Origin of the sequence: Lactobacillus hamsteri DSM 5661 = JCM 6256, assembly GCF_000615445.1 — a bacterium.
GTDB classification, from domain to species: Bacteria; Bacillota; Bacilli; order Lactobacillales; family Lactobacillaceae; genus Lactobacillus; species Lactobacillus hamsteri.
On record NZ_BALY01000017.1, the window covers coordinates 19751 to 38922 of the forward strand.

The window sequence follows — 19172 nt, forward strand, 5'->3', positions numbered from 1 at the left end:
AAAATAAAAGCATTAATCTATATATTCAAAATATGAATTAATGCTAAAGTAATATTTTTATTAAAATTCAAACGTATGTGGTTTAACTTCCGTGTATTCATAATTATTTTCCTTTAAAAAATCAAATTACCAAGGACAATCATCATTGGTAGGGTCGCCACGGAAATTAACGTTGACAGACACATTAATTCTGTTGGAAATTTAACATCAAAATCACTCATCAAACTAAACAGCACAACAATTCCAGCAACTGGACAAGAAGCCATAATTAAAGTGGAGATTTTGGCTAAATTGTTCAGTGGAACTAAGTAAAGGATCCCCAGTACGCATAAAGGAAATACAATATTTCTTACTAAAATTCCCCACCAAGTAAAACGATTGATAAGATCCCCCTTTAGGCTAATTGATCCTAGATTGGTGCCAATGACAATCATACTTAACGGTGTATTAATATCTGCAATATAGTTCATCGGTGTGGCAATAAGATCAGGAATCTGGATTTGGAATAAAAAAATCAGAATCCCAATTATCGCGGCAATAATATTAGGATTTAAAATAATTTGCTTAATATTTTCGGCCAACGATTTATCTTGCTTTTTAAATAAGCTAATTCCGTGAGTCCATAGGAAAATATTGTAACAAATTAAGTAAGGCACACCGTAAAAAACACCATTATTGCCTAGAATCGCTTGAATTAACGGCAAGCCCATAAAACCAGCATTAGTATAAGTTCCAGCATATTTCAGAATTGTTCTTTTTTCATTATTGGGAACTGATTTTTTATTAAATAGGAATTTGCTAACGACAATTTTAAAAGCAAAAAGAAAAACAATCAAAATCATCAGTAGCAAAAATTGAGTTAAACGTTCAGCAGTTAATTTCTGTTTAAAGGAATTAATAATTAAACACGGTGAAACTACATACAACAAAATTTTAGTTAAATCTTGAACTGTTTGTTTATGAATAAATTCAATTTTATAGCAAAGTAAGCCGATTAACATCAATATAAACATGATAATTACTTGCTTAATTGGTATCAAAAGTGGCATTCCATTCCTTCTTTCCACTATCTACTTTACACCAATAATTAAAAAGGCAAACTCAATCGAGTCTGCCCTTTTTATTTTATCGATTTTAACCAAGCAATTTGTCCTTCAATTCGAGAAATCGCTCTAGTCAGAATTAAGTAGTGACCGTAATTTTGTTGAATCCTTTTTTCATCATCAAACAAAAGTGCTTCTCTCATTTTCAAATGTGCCAATTGTTCCTTCAAAAGCCGCTTTTCTTCATCAATCAATTCATTAACACGTGGATCATCTTTATCATTAATGAAAAACATTTTTAATGAAAATGGATCACGATTGACTGGTAATTCCAAGGGTTGATCAATCCACTCTTTTAACACACTTTTTCCATTTAAAGTCAGAAAATAATCAATTTCTTTAGCATTATCTTCCTTGGAACGCTTTTCAATCCACTTATCAGCCAGCATCTTTTTAAGTTCAGGATAAATTTGACTATGTGATGCTTTCCAAAATTCACCAATTTCACACGTAAATTGCTCAGTAATTTCTTTTCCCGATAAGCCTGGATTTTGCTTTAAAATACCCAAAATTATATATGGTAAAACTCTCTTTTTTGGCATAAAATCACTTCATTTCTGCCTTTAGTTTATCGAAAAAAGCGTGAAATTGCTATTACTTATTAATGCGTCTGTAATCTTCAGTGTAGTATTTACCATCACGAATATCGTCAGTCATGCCTTCATATGGAGCTTCGGCAATAACTTCTTCGTTATCTGCGCCAGCATCCCCCATATAAGTAATTGTCGCAAATTCTGGAACAACCAATTTAGGATAAGTTTCGTACTTTTCACGAGATTCGTGCATTAAATCAATATGTTCATTTTGGAAACAAACAGTAATTTCAGGATGATCTTCAACCCACTTTGGGAAGAAAATTGTACCATTAAGCTTGTGTTCATTAGGAACAAAATCAAGTGCAACATCAGTGCCAGTTGGTTCAGTCCATGCAATTTTATAAATACCTTCTGTCAGCATATTGATATGAGCTTCTTGATCTTTAACCCAACGACCAGCAACCATGCCACCGTGAATTCGGTAATCAACAGTATGATCATTCTTGCAGTACCATTCATATTCCCAACCATTATCGTAAGTGTAGATAAAGTGAGTTCCTACGAAATCGTCTAAAGTCTTAAATTTTTTATTCATATTATTTAAATCAGCCATAATTTTATCTCCTTTATGTAAATATCGACATAAATTACATAGATAAGTATATGTCGTTATCAACATAAATGCAAATATTTTTTCAAATTAAAAAACACTTGAACTGAATCAAGTGTTTTAAAACTATTTTTATATTATTTAGCAGCCTTGGCTAAAGCTTTGGTCTTGAAGGCATAGCTAACAGCTTGTTGACTCGCGCCTGTAGCAATCTTCAAAGCCTTAACTTTTTTACCGTTAACCTTTCTGGTTGTTGGAATATAGAAAATTCCGTCACCGGCTAAGTTAATCCAATTATTAACGTTAAAGCCCTTCTTGAAATCATAAGCTGCATAAATATTCTTCTTTGTAACTTTCTTGATGAATGCATTGCGCTTCTTAGCAGAAACATTATAAACATTCTTCTTTAAGAAACTTTCTGAAGGAACATACAACTTATTACCAGCAGCAGTATGAGCTGTGATCTTCACTTTATAAATTGTTTTCTTGTCACTGCTATACTTGCCAGTTTCACGATAATACCAAGTTCCACGGGTTGCCTTTGGCGTTGTATACTTACGGGCGATTCCGTATTGGTTAGCAGCTTGAACTGTCTGGCTTTGACTTTGCATCCCAACTGTAAACACGCCTAAAAATGCCAATAATGAAAGTAAAAATAAGTATCTCTTTTTCATCGCACTTACCTCCATTTATATTTTCTTTCTCTTCTATTATATAATAAATGCGCTTTCATAATTGCACTTTTAAGAAAATTTAAGTATTTCTACGTATTAAAAATTGCTCAAATTTTTGAGCAAAATTGTCATTTTATATAAAAGTGCTCAAATTTTTGAGCATTTTTTATTTTTTTAGGATTTTGCTCAAACTTTTGAGCAAAAAATGATAAAATTTCAATAGGAGGAAAATAATATGCTTTTAATTCCAAGACCTTCTTATTTAAATTTTCTAAAATCATGGCAAGACAAGCAAGTAATTAAAGTAGTTTCCGGTGTTAGACGTTGTGGAAAATCCACTTTATTCACGATTTTTCAAAATCATCTTCTCAATCAAGGTATTCCAAAAGAGAATATTATTCAAATCAATCTTGAAACACCCGATTTTTTAGATTTTAGTACTTCAACTCAATTATATGAATACTTAAAACCGAAATTAAAAGTACATGGAATGAAATATGTTTTTATTGACGAAATACAACATATTATTCATTTTGAAAAAATTGCTGATGCTTTAAACACATTAAATGACGTAGATCTCTATCTTACAGGATCTAATGGATATTTCATGTCAGGTGAATTAGGTACTTTACTAACCGGCCGTTTTGTTGAATTAAAAATGTTGCCTCTATCATTTAAAGAATATGTAACTGGTTATAAAGAGATATACAAAGATCAAAATTTAAGCAACACACAAATGTATAATAATTATTTACGTTTTAGTTCCTTTCCCTTTACTCTCCAATTAAATAATAATCCAATTCAAGTAAGAGAATACCTAGAAGGAATTTATACTTCTATTATTTATCGTGATGTAGAAGCCCGTCTAGGTAATTCTGATAAGTCTATTTTAGATAAAATAGTTCAATTTTTATTCGATAATATTGGAAATCAATTATCGATTAGAAAAATATCTAATACTTTAACCTCAAATGGTTTTAAAATCTCATCAAATACCGTTACTAAATATATAGATGCATTGCTAGACAGCCTTATGATTTATCGTACTCCGCGCTATGATATTCATGGAAGATCATTATTAGCAAGCAATGAAAAGTATTATTTAGTTGATATTGGGTTAAGGTACCTTTTACTTCAAAGTAAGAAAGCTGATCGTGGACATATTTTAGAAAATATAGTTTATTTAGAACTTTTACGACGAAATTATAAGGTAACTGTTGGTAGTTTACCCAATGGAGAAATTGATTTTGTGGCACAAAAAGGTGATGAACTTGAATATTATCAAGTTTCTGAAAGCGTTATTGATCCAAATACATTAAAAAGAGAACTATCTCCTTTTGAAAAAATTAATGATCATTATCCAAAATATCTCTTAACTTTAGATGAAATTGGTGCAAACGATAATTTCGATGGTATTCAACAAAAAAATGTAATTGATTGGTTACTAGAATAATTAATGCTTTCAATAAATAAAAATGATAGACTTCATTTTAATCAGAAGTCTATCATTTTTTATTTGTTTATTTCCTTTGCAATTAACTGCAACATATCTTCACTTTGATTACATGATCTTGACCGATCAAGAAAACCATGATCTATTCCTTTATATAGAACCTCTTCCACATTTTTACCCGCTTGGCGCAATTTCTTAGCAAAATATTTATTACTCTGCAAATAATAATCAAACTCTGCTTCAATCATAGTAATATCTGGAAAATCACTAAAATCATGGGCATAAACCGGACTAATTAACGGATTTTCAACACTATCATTACCAGGATAAAGCAAACGAATCACGTTATTAACATAGATAAATTTATTAAGTCGTGCACGAATGAATTTTTCTTCGCTTGGATCCATATCATAATCCGAATACTGCCAATGATACATCGTCTTATTCGTGTCGGTAATGTCCAATGCTGCGTACATTGGAAAAAGTTTACGAATTTGATGCTTTTTATCAGTTAATCCGCATGCAACGCAAAGTTCACCACCTGCACTATCTCCTGTCATGTAAACTTGCGAATCTATAAAACTGATTTTGCTTTGATGATTCATAATCCATTCAAGAAACTCTTTAATATCAAGATAAGCACCTGGAAATGGGGTTTCTGGAGCCAAACGATAAGATAACGGTAAAATTATCAATATTGGCTAAATATCAGCATTCACAATTAAAGTTATCAAAAGTTCCCGCGTAACCATGAATAAAAATCAAGCATTTACCGTTGGGGGGTTCAGGCGTATAAATTCTGGTCGGCATAGCACGATTAACCAAAGGAATCAATATATATTCTTCCTTAACTGGTAAGTTATCTGTTTTAATTTTCGGATATTCGCCACGCATAGATTTAAAATTAATATTTTCTATGTAACAGGATGTTCGATATTCTTCTCATCGTAAAGATTGTCAGGATCTAATCTTGCTTTGACTTTCGGATCAAGTAATCCTTTTTTATTACCATAAATCGTATTCTTAATAATCATGAATTGACTCCTTTACAAGTTATTTTTCCATTCCATACTATATTCCCTTCCATTAGTATCTTGGTCAATATCTATCATAGAAATCTTCATCCCTTGCGCAATATAAAAACTAACCGCCCTTTTATTTTTTTCGTAAACATGCAGACTGAAATTATCATAATTCTGCTTAATATAAGCTAGCAATTTTGTTCCAACCCCATGTCCGCGATACTTTTCATCAACAAATATCCCAGCTAAATAATGATCAATCATCCCGACAAAACCTAAAATTTTGTCATTATCTTCGTAAGCAAAAACATTTGCTTGTAAAAGCGCATTTCTCACTTCATCATAATGATTTTGCCAATATGAAGCTGGAACAAAATCATGCGTGTCAAGATTACTATCCAACCAGATTTTCATTAAACGATTTAAATCTTTTTTATTTGCCTTCCTAATCATCTTTCCCTCCAAAAGTTCATTACACATTTCTAAAAAGTGTAGTGAACTATACAATTTGTAAAAAACTGCTCTTAATTACTTTTGCTTTTTAAATTATTCTTTTTTCATAAAGTTCACTACAGTGTGTCTTTAATTAAACATAATATCAAGAAAAGAGAATAAAATGGATAAAATTCAAGAATTAATCAACCAAGTAAATCAAGCTGATGCCATTTTAGTCGGTGCTGGCTCAGGGATGTCTAACGCGGCTGGCATGAATTTTTGGTATGAAGCTAGTCCGCTTTTTATGAAACACCTTAAATACTATTATGATAAATACTATTTCAACGGTATTTTCAATGGTTTCTATACCCGTTTTGATTCCTTAGAAGAAAAATGGGCGTTTCAACTAATCGCATGGGATATGATTTTTAATATTCCACCACAAAAACCTACTTACACTTACCTCAAAACCTTGCTTCAAAATAAACCCACTCATATTATTACCACAAACCAAGATGGTCTTTTTAAACGTTACTACCCTGACGATCAAATTAGTGAAATTCAAGGTTCCTGGTATTTCATGCAAAGTAAAGATACCAGCAATGATAAGAATTTATACGATGCCAAAGAAATAGTCACTGATCTTTTGTCTAAAATTAAGGATCACCGTTTAGATAAAAAATACATTCCTACAAGTCCGATTAATGGTTCAACGTTACAAGTTTGGGCCCGTGGTCCCGAATTTCTTGAAGACAACCGCTACTACGAAGAATACCAAAAGGTTAATAAATTCTTAGCCAAGTATCGTGGTAAAAAGATTCTTTTCCTTGAAATGGGTGTTGGCCGCATGACGCCAATGTTTATCCAAGAACCATTCTGGGAAATGACTAAATATATGAAAAATTCTTTCTATATTAATATCAATCCTAAAGATGCCCTAACTAATCCGGTAATCAAGGATCGTTCCTTATTAATTGGCGATGATATCAATGAAGTTTTAAAACAAGCAGCTGAGAGAGTTGGAGGAAATAATAATGACTAAAAAAGCAGTTAAATTAGCCCACGAATGGCTCGAAAATGCGGATGCAATTTTAGTAACCGCCAGCAATGGCTTTTCTATTTCTGAAGGTTACAATTTATTTGCTAACGACAAAAAATTACGCGAGGTTATCGGTGAAGATATCGTTGAAAAATATCACTTGCCTAATTTAATTATGGCCGGTAATTTTCAATATCCATCCCCAGTTGAACATTGGCGCGTTTTAGCCAGAATTGGCGAATATTACTTTAACAATTATGAAGAATCGCCTTACATGTCTGATTTAAAAGAAATTATTGGCAATAAGCCTACTTCATTTGGACATCAAACACTGAGCACCACTTTGATCTTGCGGGTTTACACAACACTTTGGAAGTTGAAGGAAATTCTCTTGAAGCCGTCTGTAGCAAGCATCCCGATGAGCACGGCATCTTTCCATTAAGTTCCAAGATTCATGAAATCTACGAAAAGGATCAAGCTGGTACTTTAACTGAAGACGACTTGCCAGTTTGTGACAAATGTGGTGCACCATTAGAACCAAACATTATCGGTGACGATTTTCAAATTAACAAAGAACGCCTCAACAAATTCCAAGAATTTATTGAAAAATATGAAGACAAAAATTTACTTGTTCTTGAACTTGGTATTGGTCCCCGCAATCAAATGATCAAGCACCTAGCATGCAGCTTGTCGCCGCTGACAAAAATAGTCATTACATCACGATCAATAAAGGCGAACTCCTTATTCCTGACCAAATTAAAGATCGTTCTATCGGCTTTTCTTCCTCCATTGGCCTCGCTTTTAAGGAATTATTGACGGGCAAAAGTAATGGTTCAACTACAGTCGGCCCTGAAAAAGTAAAACCAAAGCCAGAACTTTCTCCAGAAGAAAAGGCCAAGCAAGAAGAAGAAATGCAGATTTTCTATCCAAATTACATGGTAGATACTCCTACTCGTCCAGGAACTTTCCCAATGTACTTGACCATCGACAAAGATCATCCTTCTCATCTTCACACAGTCGAATATGGTCAATCATGGATGTACAATTATGGTGATGCCGCAATTGCCCATTGCTTTACTCAAGAAGGTCAATACTATCAAGTTAAACTTGGCCTTAACAAAGAAAACGGCGAAGTTCATGGTTTTTACACTGATCCTGGAACTTTCGTAGCTATCGAATCATCCGACAGCAACGGCGTGGGCTTTTCTCAAATCAGCACAGATATTCCAACCAATGCTAATGGCGCAATCATGGTTCCTCGTCTTGATAAATTCTTGCAACTTTTCCCAGATCAGAGAGAATTAATCGAACGTTTAGCAGTTAAATAAACTTCTATGTATAATTGCATTAAGGAGTTTATTTATGGCAGAAATTAAAAAAAGAAAAACCGATCGTCGAACAATTTATACAATCCAACTAATTAAAGATGCATTTTTAGATTTAGTCAAAATTGAAGGTTACAATAAAATCTCGATTGCAAAATTATGTCGTCAGGCGGAAATTACAAGGTCAACATTTTATTTGCATTACAATACCATCACCGATGTTTTAAATGATGTCCTTGATGACGCAATTTTAAGCACTGACTTAACTAGCAATCCGGCTCCTACTAATGAAGAACTTTCATTTGATTATCTCAAAAAGAATGAATCATTGCTCCCTGCTTGCCAGCGTGTCGGTGATTCCGAAAAGTATCAGCTGTTGCTACTTGATCCTGATTTAAGTGAGTATATCATCGGCCGAATTATGGCGCATGAGCGCAATTACGTCATTCCTTCAATCATGAAAAAGGCTGGCTTGAGTCAAGAAGATACAGAAACCTTATTTTTATATATCATTCATGGTTCCTTCGCCGTAAACCGTGCGCACCATTTTATCAAAGACAAGAAATGGGCACACGATGTGCAATTGCTCAATCGTTTTACTGAAGCGGGATATAAATATTTAAAAAATGATCAATCTAAGTAGGCTGATCATTTTTGTTCATTATGAATTTCATTTAACCATGTGCTTTCTAAAGAATTCCGCTTCTTCGTCGTTAGCTTCTTTAGCCAAATCATCTTTTTGATTAATTAAGAAAACGTGCGATTCGGAATGTTTTTCATCACCCCATGATTTTTGAATAACTTCAACGCCTTTAGCTCTCAAAAAGCCGTCTAAACGAACCGCGCAATCATGAATAAAATCCCGATTTGCGGTACTAATAAAGGTTGGTAAAAAGGCCTTTGTGATGTATTTTTCAACATTAAGCAAATCCCTTTTACCTTCATCGGCCATAATTTCTGGCTTAAAATAGGCAGTCGTCATATCCATAATCATTCCTGGATCAAGCATAAAAGTTGCTGGACTATTCAGAGCTACAGCTCTAAATTTTAAATCAGTTAATTCGTAGCCAAACTTTTGACGATATTCTGGATTAGTCAAAATAGCCGTGTATTGTTCTGCCATTTGACCACCGGCTGAATCTCCAATTAAAAAGACATTGTTTTTGTCTAAATTGTATTCATCGGCATGATCAGCTACCCAGTGAACATATTCATTAACTTGATCGAGTTCCTCTGGAAAAGTGGCTTCAGGTCCCAATTTATAGTTAGGGTTTACAAATGCAAAACCACGCTTGGCCATTCCTAAGCCATAAAATTGATAGGTTTCTTTTGTACCATAAATCCAGCCGCCACCGTGGATTTGGATAATTACTGGCAACTTATCTTCAACGTTCTTTGGTAAATATAAATCCAGTAAATTCCATTTGGGATCTTCACCATATTGAATATCGTCGATTCTTTTTACTTCTGGAATATCATGTGGCAAACCGCTATCTCGCCTATCATCATTTTCTTTGCAACCGGCTCGCCATTCTTCAACAGCTTCTAAAGTTTTTTTATCAATCATATTTATTCTTCCTTTTCAGAATGCGCTTACATAATAAATTCTATATTTTTCTGACTGTTTTAACAAGGAAAAATAATCATCCTCTTCCCCCATCAAAGGGTATAATAGAAAGCATCTTTGGGAGGAGATTAAATGGATTTTGATATTTTACATTGGAATAAAAAAATCTGGCAAAATATTCTAAATGTTGAAATAGTTTATGCGGCCATCATTTATTTGATTTTAGGCGCTACACAAGCTCATTCGGAATTTTTTACAGCTGGATTATTGTTAATTATCTTAGCACTCAATCGTTTTCAAGATAAAAATCAAACCTTGAAATACTGCGCTGTTTGGGGAAATATTATTATTTTACCCTATGAATTTTGTTCGGTTTGGTCGATCACTGGCAACTTTTTACTATTTAAATTACCAATTATCGCACCATTAACTATTTTGATTTTATGGCTCTTTTGGCTAGTCTTGCTCGTTCCAATTGTCATGACTTCAGCAGACTATATTAAAAATTGGTTCTTGCGTTTAATTGCCTTTAGTTTTTTAGACTGCCAATATGGCATGGATATTGCATTGCAGATTAAACATTTACCATTTTTCCATACATTTAATGATCAAGGCGTAGTTTCTGCTTTTGCATTACTTATTTTGGCATGTTTCTTAGGTTACAGTTGGGGCTATCGTTTCAATCCGAACTTAAAATTTGTTCCAAGCCGTAAGTTCAAATGGAGCGTTTTTATCGCTTTAATTGTTTTGCTTATAATCGATGTTTGGTGGAATGATTTTGGTGGCAATGGCGATAATTTGCTTTCAATTTTATTTTCTAGTTATGTCGATTTACAAGCTAAGTACTTTACATTACCTAACTTTACTTCAGCTTTAGAGCCTGGCATTCTTGAGGAAGCCGAACGTTACATTTGGATGATCATTTTACTTGCCGGCTTTAATCAATTTAAAGAATGGCGCGTGCCAATTGTCGTATATGGTTCAACATTACTTTTTGCTTTAAGTCATTTAAGCAATGTTGGCGTGAATGGTCAAACATTTTTAGCAACGATCAGCCAAGTAATTGCAGTAAGTGGCGCAATGATTTGGGCAGTTGCTTATCTTTACACAGGTAAATTATGGATTACAATGATTGCACACTTCTTTACTGATTACTTAATCAACTTGCAATCTGGCTGGGCTTCATCATCTACTTGGAGTGGAAGCTTCGCGGATTGGGCAACAACTTTTATCCCATTAATTTTTGGATTAGCCGTAACAATTTGGATGATGTATGGCGATCGCCGACAAGTTATGGAAGAAAATGCGGATCGTTTACTTAATATGAATAGTTATCAGACTCTCACCATGTTAGATGTCATGGCAAGATAGAAAAAAGACTTGAGATTTTCTCAAGCCTTTTTTGGTTATTATCTATAAAAAATAATATTAATTATTACGTTTACGGTCTACAGCCATGCCAATCAACCCAGCAATTGAAACTAAAGCTAAACCGACAAGAGTAAATTTGTTTTGTTTTTCACCAGTTTCAGGCAACTGATTTGTTGTATTAATTAATTTTTCTTTCGATAACTCTTCTCTTACACCATTTGAAGAATGAAAAGTTTGCGCTACTGAAATAGAACTTCTTAATGGGCGATAAGTTAAACTCTCAACTTTTTGATTATTAACACCAGTAGTTTTGTACAATTTATTCGACTTTTTCTTTGCAGATGAACTATGATTCTCTGTTGACATATCTCTAATCACAGTTTTATCAGACAATTTACTTTGCATTTGCGGCTGCGTTGGTTGTTCTGGTTCACTAGGTTGTGTAGGAACAATGGGATCTGTATCTTGTGATGGCGTAGTTGGTTGTGATTTTGAATCTGGCATAATTTCGTTTGACTGACTTGGAGAAGATTGTTTTTTGAAAATAACAGTAATAATTACATCTGAATCGTTAGGAATAACTTTTACTGCATTAATTTGCTTCTCCCCATCTTTCGATAAACCTAATTCATTCGTTTTTTCTTTATCATTACGTGCAACTGAAATCAAATCATAATTATTCGGAGAATCAATCGGAATAGATTTAAATATAAATGAATCCGGTGTCCAAGTATAATTTTTAGTTGAACCAGCTGGACGGAAACCACTAAATGATACGCTTGAAGAGAAGGATTGATGTCTTATTTCATTACCATTTTCATCTTCAAAAATATAGTTAACAATTTCTGTTATTTGTTTTGAAATCTTTTCTGGCTGCACATCATTATTTTCTTTTCGTCTCAAATATACATATTGATCCGGCATATTTTGTGTAAATTTAGCTTTAGCAAGATCAGCTGGAGCAGATACTAATACATAATTTTCACTATAATTCCAAAGCATGTTAGTTACGTTTGAAAATTCATCAACATTACCATTGATATTAGAAATCTTATGTTCCAATATTTCATTACCATCAGAAGGTTGCCATTGGACTTTGTTAGTAGGGAAAGTTTTTTCACCTATATCAATATAATGGATATTGTAACTAGATTTACGAACTGGTTTTTTAGCCTTAGTATATATAACCGTTAAATTGATATCTTCAGAATCTGGATTAATCTTATCAAATTCCTTAATATACACATTTTTACCTTCTTTATATTCAATATTTTTATCTGCAGGTAAATTATCATTCTTTGAAGTAAAATTATATCCGGCTTTTGTTGGAATTAAAACCTTTGCAAAAGTTTGGTCAGTACTTGGATTCCAGGAAATACCAAAATTTTGTTTATCATGGCCATCATACTTTCCACTAAGATTAAATGTAATATCTTTTTGATAAGTAGGGAAAGCTTCTGTACCATTTTCATACAAATATTTAATTTTTTCATGAATTGTCTTAGATTTGCTAATATTTGTAATCTTATGCCTTAAGTAAATATATTGATCCGGCATTGTATCGGTCATAATACCTTTACCAATTTTTTCTGGCTCTTGGATTAATTCAAATCCCTCTTTTTCATAATCTTCTGGTTTCCAAAGTGAACCAGTTACATCATAAGACGAATTAAGTGGACTATTAACTTTAATATCATGACTACCATTATCAATCACATTTTCATCTTTTGATGTAAAACCTGAAGTTTTATTAGTTCTTCCTACATCAATATAATGGATATTAAAACTTGCACTATTCTTTTTCAGGTAAACTATAAATCGACTTGCATTAGTATTCTCAAATTTCCCCCAAGCAAATTTATCAAGATTATATTTATCATTACCTGATGGAAAGGCTAATTGCGTTTCATTATTGTGATTTGATGACACAACATGATCAAGTAAATAATTATCACTTTGTTTTAAATAATTAAGGTAATTATTTGCCCCTGAAAATTCAATCTTGTTTCCTTCTCCACCTTGAGCTGTAAACGTGCCATTTGGTAAGTCAGCATTTGGTGAAGCAATATCTCTAAAACTAAGAAAAACTTTTCTTAATTCACTCGCACTTGCAGAATTTTCAACTGAAAGTGGTAAAGTTTGACGAAAGATTGCTGCATGCCAATCGTAACGTGCAGACCCGTCTGTTGAATTAATTCCAACATTAGTTTGAACTTTTGAACCATCTGGTTTTATAGCTTCAATTTTGTATCCAATTCCTAAAGTATTATTAACGGCATCCCTCAAAGCTTCATTATCAGTTAAAGCAGAACCATTAAAATTATAATGTTTTCCAGGTTGTTGCCTTTTAACATCTTGGTCATAAGTTTCAATTCCACTTGGTAATGTGAAGCCTGAAGCACTAACATTTAACCATGATAACCAATCCTCTTCTCTAAATTTAACATTAGGATTAGAACATCTTACATGATAAATATGAGTTAAAATGCCATCTTGGTCACTAGTATCTACAGTAACATTAATATCTGATTTTATTTGATCAAATTTCTCAGTATCTTTAGATAAATATAGTCCACTTTCGTTTCTAATTTCATTGTTTAAATTATCTTTTTGATAATATGCCAAATTGTCTTTTAGTTGTTTTTCTGCTTCTTCAGCTGACGTCCACTGATATGTGAAAATAGGACTTTTACCTACGGTAATCGTAACATCAAAATTATTACCATCTGCTTCTGCTGGACAAAATGTATCATTATTAGAGAAATATGTATTAACTGAAACTTTATTTTCTGGATCCCATGTTCTTGCAAAATAAGTATTTTCACTTATTGAAGTATTTTTATTTGATTTTATAAACTTTTTATTTGAAATATATCTACCAGGAACCTGTAAATTACTACTAAAAGTTCTATCTCCAATATGAATATCATTTTTAGCAGTATACATAAAAGATTTTTGATCTTTATTTTCATCCTCAGTATATTGATAGACTATAGGATGATTGGTAGGATCATCATTTAATGTTGCTAATTTTTTCCTGAAACCCAATTCAAATTTAATTCAATGATAAATGGATTAGATGGGTCAGCTGTATTAATATATCGATTAGTTTCGTCATCATTAAACACTAAACGATAATGATCCCCCATATTGTATGCCTTGCCGACTACACTACCTTTATATTTAATAGCAATAGTTTTCGACAATTGATTATCATAATGACGGATCGAACCATTTTCCTCAGTCAATCCCATATCTACATCAATATAATCTTGATCATCAATTGGCTTATTTAATACGATAGTAAAACTTAATTTTTCTGAACCAGATTCTTGATCAGTACTACCATCTACTGCTTGGGCACTAACATTTTTAACTTCATATTTTGAACTATCAGCAGCATTTTTTCCAGGAATAATGTTATAAACTATGCGTCCTGCCTGATAATTTTGAATCCCATTTGTAAACTTTGCTAAAATATATTTTCTTCCGTCAGTTAATGTAACAGTAGTATTCCCACCACCATAACCTTCTGGCAAATTATAATTTAAATCATGAGCATCAGCAAAAACTAATTGATTCCATACATTATAAGTCTGTTTTCGACCATCTAAATCTTTATCAGTTGCCGTTAAATCTGCCTTTAATTGAATTTCTTTTCCGTTACCATCCGGTGCAGTTTTAGTAGTTACCCAATAAGCTTCTTCACCATTAGTAGTTTTTCCAAGTTTATTAATGGTATAAGGATTATCTGCAGCACTTCCATTGTCTTTTAAACCATCAGTCGTAAATCCCTTTGGAATAAGTACCATAAAATTTGGATTTTTAATTGTACTATCACCATAACTAGAAAGTTGATACTTTATAGTCATATGATCACCAACATTTACTTCAACCCCATTATCACTATCCGCAGCAGCATTTTTACTGCCATCGGCATTAACCATTTGCGCATAGCCTGTAAAAGTAGCCTTTTTTTCTTCGGTCTTATTTTCAGCAACAATCTTATTTAAAGTATCAGGACTTACTTTATCATTACCTTCAAGCTTTAAAGTTTCAGTTGATGCTTCATTATCAAGATTATTTTCAGTTATTTTTTGTTTGTCATGAATAGCTGGAATCTGTGCCGTTGTATTATTTGACTCTGTTTTATTTTGCTCTATAGTTTTAGTATTATTTTGAGCAATTTCTGTATTTTGTTCTTGATTATCATGACTATTATTGCTGCTTGGAGTTTGCTCAACAGTTTGAGCTGAGGAATGATTATCAACAGCTGCTTCTACAGTTGAATTAGTTCCCCAGAATACCATTGTGCCAAGAAAAACTGAGGCAACACCAATACTCAATTTACGAATACTAAAACGTTGACGTTCTTTACTTATTTCTTCCACCATTTGTTTTCTTTTTGCATCCATATTTAAAACTCACAGTCTTCTCATTATATAAATAACACTAATTTTCAATGCAATTATAGCACTCTATATTGCATCAGTAAGTATTAAATATGGACTTTTTTATAATAAAATAACAAATTTTGATTTTTACAAAAAAACAAGTGTCTGGGAAAAAACTCTAAAATAAAGAAAACACTGATAATCATCGTTAGATAAACGTTGATATATCAGTGTTTTTACTTTCTAAAAAATCATGATATAAATCAAATTAAGACTTATTTCCCAGACTCATTAATTTATGTCTTCAATATTTAATAATTTTTCATTTCAATCAAAAAAATCACCATATGAAATTACTCGCACATTTTGCTTCTTTGCTCGTTCTTTAAAATCATTATTATCCTTTTTCACAAAGAAATACAAATACTTATTTTTAATAGTATTCTTTTCACCAAATAATTCTGCTCTATTACGTAAAGTAGTTAACATCTCTCGACTCAATTTATCTGAATTGCGCCATTTACATTCGCCAACTATAGCTTCAGAATTATCAAAATTTACGGCAACAATATCAATCTCATCTTGGCGTTTTAAAACAGGATTATATCCCCACCAACTTTTGATGCTTCGTGGTTCAAAAGGTAATTCACTTTGCTTCCAAAGCCAGTCCATACTAGCTTGTTCAAAAATGGGGCCTAAAAAGCGAGGTAATTCTTTCATAATTGCTTCAAGTACGCCATTCGTTCTCCCTAAAGCAATTTGATCCTGCTCTCCAGAAATAAATTTAAACCAGAATTTAAACATATTATCTTTAATAGCATAAATTCCATTTTTAGAATTGGTATCAAGAATTGGCGATTTTCGTTCAATTATTTCCAACTCCATTAATTTATTTAAATATGGACTAAGCTGTGAACTACTCTTTAAACCTATTGCTTGATAAATTTTATTAACCTTAGTTTTGCCATTAGCAATTGCAACTAAAATTGAATAATATGTGGCCGGCTTGCGCAACTCTTCTTGAAGTAAAATATTTGTCTCATTTTGTAAGGGTGCATTTTGTTTCAAAAATAATTTATTAATATTTTCTGAAACCGTAATTCTTTGATCAATAAATGTCAAATATTGCGGAACTCCACCAGTAATACCGTAATATGCCAACAAATCCTCATTATCGATATCTGGAAGCATTTTCTTTGTATCAAAAATATTAAATGGTCGAATTTTAAATTGGCCTGTCCTTCTGCCATATAAAGGACTTTTTATTCCTAATACTTGATGTTCCATAAAAGACATCGAAGATCCACAAAGAATAAGCATAACATTATTGTATTCTTTATAAATATGATCTATTGTGTACTGCAATATAGAACTAACTTCAGGTGCAGATTCAGCAAAATATGGAAATTCATCAAGCACAAAAACTAATTTTTCTTTTTGATTATTCGCAATATTTTCTACTTCAGTAAAAGCATCCCGAAAATCATTAAAAGAAAAATGTGTATTTATTCTACCCGGATTTTCAAAATCCATAATTGCATCGGATAAATATTGTAAATTTAATTCTTTTGTAGCCTCAATTCCTTGAATATAAATAGAAGGTTTATTTTTAATAAATTCTTTAATTAAAGATGTTTTACCTACTCTGCGTCTTCCGTAAACAACTGCCATCTCGAAGTTAGGACTTTGATACATCTCATTCAAGTTGGTAAGTTCAGTTTCTCTAGCGACAAATTTTTTCATATCGTCCACCTAATATAATTATGATTATTCTAATCATAATTAGTATAATCGTAATTATATATAAAAGCAATTTCTGTGAATTAAATAAAAATACAGCTCACGTAAATGTGAACTGCATTATTTATATTTTTGCTTCGAAATTTTTATTGCCTCTGTCGCCCATTCAGCTACTTCATCATTAATGAAAGTGATTTTTTTATTATTTCTACTTAAAACCGATACATATTTTTCACTATTATCAAATAAGTCTACAGTATCAAACATATTTACTAATTTTGACAAGTTTTGAAGAGATTGTGGATATCTTTTTATTATTATTTCTTCTGGAATATCATGTCCACCCTTTTCAACCCTATTTTTAACTCTTTCAATGGCCAATTCAGGACTCTTTAATCCAACATAAAATAGATGCGTAGAAAAGCCTTTGCTTTTAGCATCATTTAAAATATTCAAATAAGTTTTTGAATGTCCTGACAAAGTCGTTTCCATATTGAAGCTTTTACATGAATTAATGCATTCTCGAATTCTTTTTATTTCAATTCTCATTGATTTAATAGCTGTTACCCCATCATGCCAATCCCAATTTTTGTCTCTAGCTATCTCATCAGCATTAACTCTTATTGATTGTGAAATTGTAGGATATCTTTGGATCCCTGTTGTATATAAGGTGGATTTCCCAGCACCATTTATCCCTGCAAACATGTATAAATCTTTACTCATATTATCTTATAAAGTCACCATTAATAACTTTTCTTTGTCTAGCCTGTAAAGCCCTATCTTGTAATGCTTTCCAAAAATTTCTTTCTGCTTGGTTTTTAGACTCATTTATTCTTGCTTGCAATTCTCTATCATCTAATTTTTCAATTTCTTTATCAATTTTATTTGTTTGATCAAAATTCACGCTAAAAACCTCCTTTATTATTAAACTAAGTATAACATTTAGTAATCACTAATATCTCTTCTGCGAATCAAATAAAAATATAGCTCACGTAAATGTAAACTGCATTTATTTACTATTCCTTAATCTTCGCCAAAACTTGTGAACCAATATCTAAGCCTGCGCTGTGAGATTCACTTCCCCAATCACGCTCATCATAATTTTCCATGTTAGCTAATGTATCCGCCGTAAACAAAATTTGAGCAAAATCAATTTTTCTAAATTGTGCACAAGCTGCCATCCCCGCGCATTCCATTTCAACAGTCGCTGCGCCTAATTGGCGGAATTGTGCAACCTTTTTTGGCGTTTCTCTAAAGAAACCATCGGTTGTCCAAGTTGTGATTTCATCATATTCTAAACCAAATTCATTAACTGCCTTTTCAACTTCTGACAAATATTCAGATTTTAAATCTATGTATCTGCCTGGCCCCATGTAATGGAAAGACGTTCCTTCATCACGAATTGCACGAGTTGGAATAAGCATCGCATTTTCTGGCAAATCTTCTAATGCTCCGGCATTTCCAAAAGCCAAAACTTTCTTTACTCCATACGAAATTAACCAATCGAGAAGTTGGACAGCTGCTGGCGCACCTAATGGAGCTTGGCAGAGAGTTAATTTTTCATTATTGATTTCAACTTCGTAAATGTTTGGTTGAAAAGAAATTGAATCAAAGGCTCCAATTATCTTGTGGGGATGCTTAGTAAGAAAATCATCAATATTATCCTTGGGTACGAAAGCATAAAGCAATCTTGAGTGAAAATGAAATGGTAGCTGATCATGATTTGGCTCAAGAACTGCATGTTGGTTTTTATCAAAATCTAAAATAAAAGGTTCTTCTGACATATATAACATCCCTTCTCATTTTTGTTTAACCCTAATAACACTAAATAAATAATATTTATCAAGATGTCTAAGTAAAAAGATGATAATATAATTAAAAGCACACTCTTGTGAGCGTGCTG

Annotated in this window: 19 protein-coding genes; 6 read left to right on the forward strand and 13 right to left on the reverse strand. The window is 32.3% G+C overall.

Annotated elements, in window-relative coordinates:
• Positions 1-113: 113 nt before the first annotated feature.
• The 4 genes from JCM6256_RS05480 to JCM6256_RS05495 all read right to left on the reverse strand — a co-directional run bounded on the left by JCM6256_RS05480 (position 114) and on the right by JCM6256_RS05495 (position 2923).
• Complete coding sequence (locus JCM6256_RS05480) at positions 114-1049, reverse strand: AEC family transporter (RefSeq protein WP_025080760.1); 936 nt, start codon at positions 1047-1049, stop codon at positions 114-116.
• A gap of 71 nt (positions 1050-1120) precedes the next feature.
• Positions 1121-1645: a PadR family transcriptional regulator gene (locus JCM6256_RS05485; protein WP_025080761.1), complete on the reverse strand. Its 525-nt coding sequence runs from the start codon at positions 1643-1645 to the stop codon at positions 1121-1123.
• Between the two features lie 52 nt (positions 1646-1697).
• A complete protein-coding gene (locus JCM6256_RS05490; protein WP_025080762.1) occupies positions 1698-2234 on the reverse strand; it encodes a phenolic acid decarboxylase in 537 nt (178 codons plus the stop codon).
• Positions 2235-2386: 152 nt separating this feature from the next.
• A complete protein-coding gene (locus tag JCM6256_RS05495) occupies positions 2387-2923 on the reverse strand; it encodes a hypothetical protein (RefSeq protein ID WP_025080763.1) in 537 nt (178 codons plus the stop codon).
• 235 nt (positions 2924-3158) lie between these two features.
• Here JCM6256_RS05495 and JCM6256_RS05505 point away from each other — a divergent pair, with 235 nt between their 5' ends.
• Positions 3159-4376: an ATP-binding protein gene (locus JCM6256_RS05505; RefSeq protein WP_025080764.1), complete on the forward strand. Its 1218-nt coding sequence runs from the start codon at positions 3159-3161 to the stop codon at positions 4374-4376.
• Positions 4377-4435: 59 nt separating this feature from the next.
• On the opposite strand, the gene JCM6256_RS05510 is transcribed toward JCM6256_RS05505, so the two are convergent.
• On the reverse strand, positions 4436-5071 hold the full coding sequence (locus tag JCM6256_RS05510) for an alpha/beta hydrolase fold domain-containing protein (RefSeq protein ID WP_236694706.1): 636 nt from the start codon (positions 5069-5071) through the stop codon (positions 4436-4438).
• A gap of 351 nt (positions 5072-5422) precedes the next feature.
• The gene (locus tag JCM6256_RS05525) at positions 5423-5851 is read right to left on the reverse strand and encodes an N-acetyltransferase (protein ID WP_025080767.1); all 429 of its coding nucleotides are present in this window, start codon (positions 5849-5851) and stop codon (positions 5423-5425) included.
• 163 nt (positions 5852-6014) lie between these two features.
• Between JCM6256_RS05525 and JCM6256_RS05530 the strand changes: the two genes are divergently transcribed.
• From JCM6256_RS05530 to JCM6256_RS05540, 4 genes are all read left to right on the forward strand, one after another.
• Positions 6015-6875 carry an SIR2 family NAD-dependent protein deacylase gene (locus JCM6256_RS05530; protein WP_025080768.1) on the forward strand — a complete coding sequence of 287 codons (861 nt, stop codon included), beginning with the start codon at positions 6015-6017 and terminating at the stop codon, positions 6873-6875.
• Positions 6868-7314, forward strand: coding sequence for a hypothetical protein (locus tag JCM6256_RS09880; protein ID WP_202898316.1), 447 nt, complete (start codon positions 6868-6870; stop codon positions 7312-7314). The genes JCM6256_RS05530 and JCM6256_RS09880 overlap by 8 nt, the downstream gene beginning before the upstream one ends.
• Before the next feature lie 238 nt (positions 7315-7552).
• Positions 7553-8200, forward strand: a complete 648-nt coding sequence (locus tag JCM6256_RS09885; RefSeq protein ID WP_051545876.1) for a cupin domain-containing protein — start codon at positions 7553-7555, stop codon at positions 8198-8200.
• 34 nt (positions 8201-8234) lie between these two features.
• On the forward strand, positions 8235-8840 hold the full coding sequence (locus JCM6256_RS05540) for a TetR/AcrR family transcriptional regulator (RefSeq protein WP_025080769.1): 606 nt from the start codon (positions 8235-8237) through the stop codon (positions 8838-8840).
• Between the two features lie 27 nt (positions 8841-8867).
• Here JCM6256_RS05540 and JCM6256_RS05545 read toward each other — a convergent pair whose 3' ends face one another.
• On the reverse strand, positions 8868-9764 hold the full coding sequence (locus tag JCM6256_RS05545) for an alpha/beta hydrolase (protein WP_025080770.1): 897 nt from the start codon (positions 9762-9764) through the stop codon (positions 8868-8870).
• Positions 9765-9896: 132 nt separating this feature from the next.
• Between JCM6256_RS05545 and JCM6256_RS05550 the strand changes: the two genes are divergently transcribed.
• Positions 9897-11135, forward strand: coding sequence for a CPBP family intramembrane glutamic endopeptidase (locus JCM6256_RS05550; RefSeq protein ID WP_025080771.1), 1239 nt, complete (start codon positions 9897-9899; stop codon positions 11133-11135).
• Positions 11136-11192: 57 nt separating this feature from the next.
• Here the strand turns inward: JCM6256_RS05550 and JCM6256_RS05555 are convergent, their stop codons facing one another.
• The 6 genes from JCM6256_RS05555 to JCM6256_RS05580 form a co-directional block, all read right to left on the reverse strand.
• The gene (locus JCM6256_RS05555) at positions 11193-14183 is read right to left on the reverse strand and encodes a mucin-binding protein (protein ID WP_025080772.1); all 2991 of its coding nucleotides are present in this window, start codon (positions 14181-14183) and stop codon (positions 11193-11195) included.
• A complete protein-coding gene (locus JCM6256_RS05560; protein ID WP_025080773.1) occupies positions 14162-15550 on the reverse strand; it encodes a YSIRK-type signal peptide-containing protein in 1389 nt (462 codons plus the stop codon). The genes JCM6256_RS05555 and JCM6256_RS05560 overlap by 22 nt, the downstream gene beginning before the upstream one ends.
• A gap of 306 nt (positions 15551-15856) precedes the next feature.
• The gene (locus JCM6256_RS05565) at positions 15857-17272 is read right to left on the reverse strand and encodes an ATP-binding protein (RefSeq protein ID WP_025080774.1); all 1416 of its coding nucleotides are present in this window, start codon (positions 17270-17272) and stop codon (positions 15857-15859) included.
• A gap of 117 nt (positions 17273-17389) precedes the next feature.
• Positions 17390-17992 (reverse strand): ATPase, encoded by a 603-nt coding sequence (locus JCM6256_RS05570; RefSeq protein ID WP_025080775.1) that lies wholly within the window; start codon positions 17990-17992, stop codon positions 17390-17392.
• A gap of 1 nt (position 17993) precedes the next feature.
• Complete coding sequence (locus JCM6256_RS05575; protein ID WP_025080776.1) at positions 17994-18173, reverse strand: hypothetical protein; 180 nt, start codon at positions 18171-18173, stop codon at positions 17994-17996.
• Between the two features lie 112 nt (positions 18174-18285).
• Positions 18286-19053, reverse strand: coding sequence for a nucleoside phosphorylase (locus tag JCM6256_RS05580; RefSeq protein WP_025080777.1), 768 nt, complete (start codon positions 19051-19053; stop codon positions 18286-18288).
• Between the last annotated feature and the right edge of the window lie 119 nt (positions 19054-19172).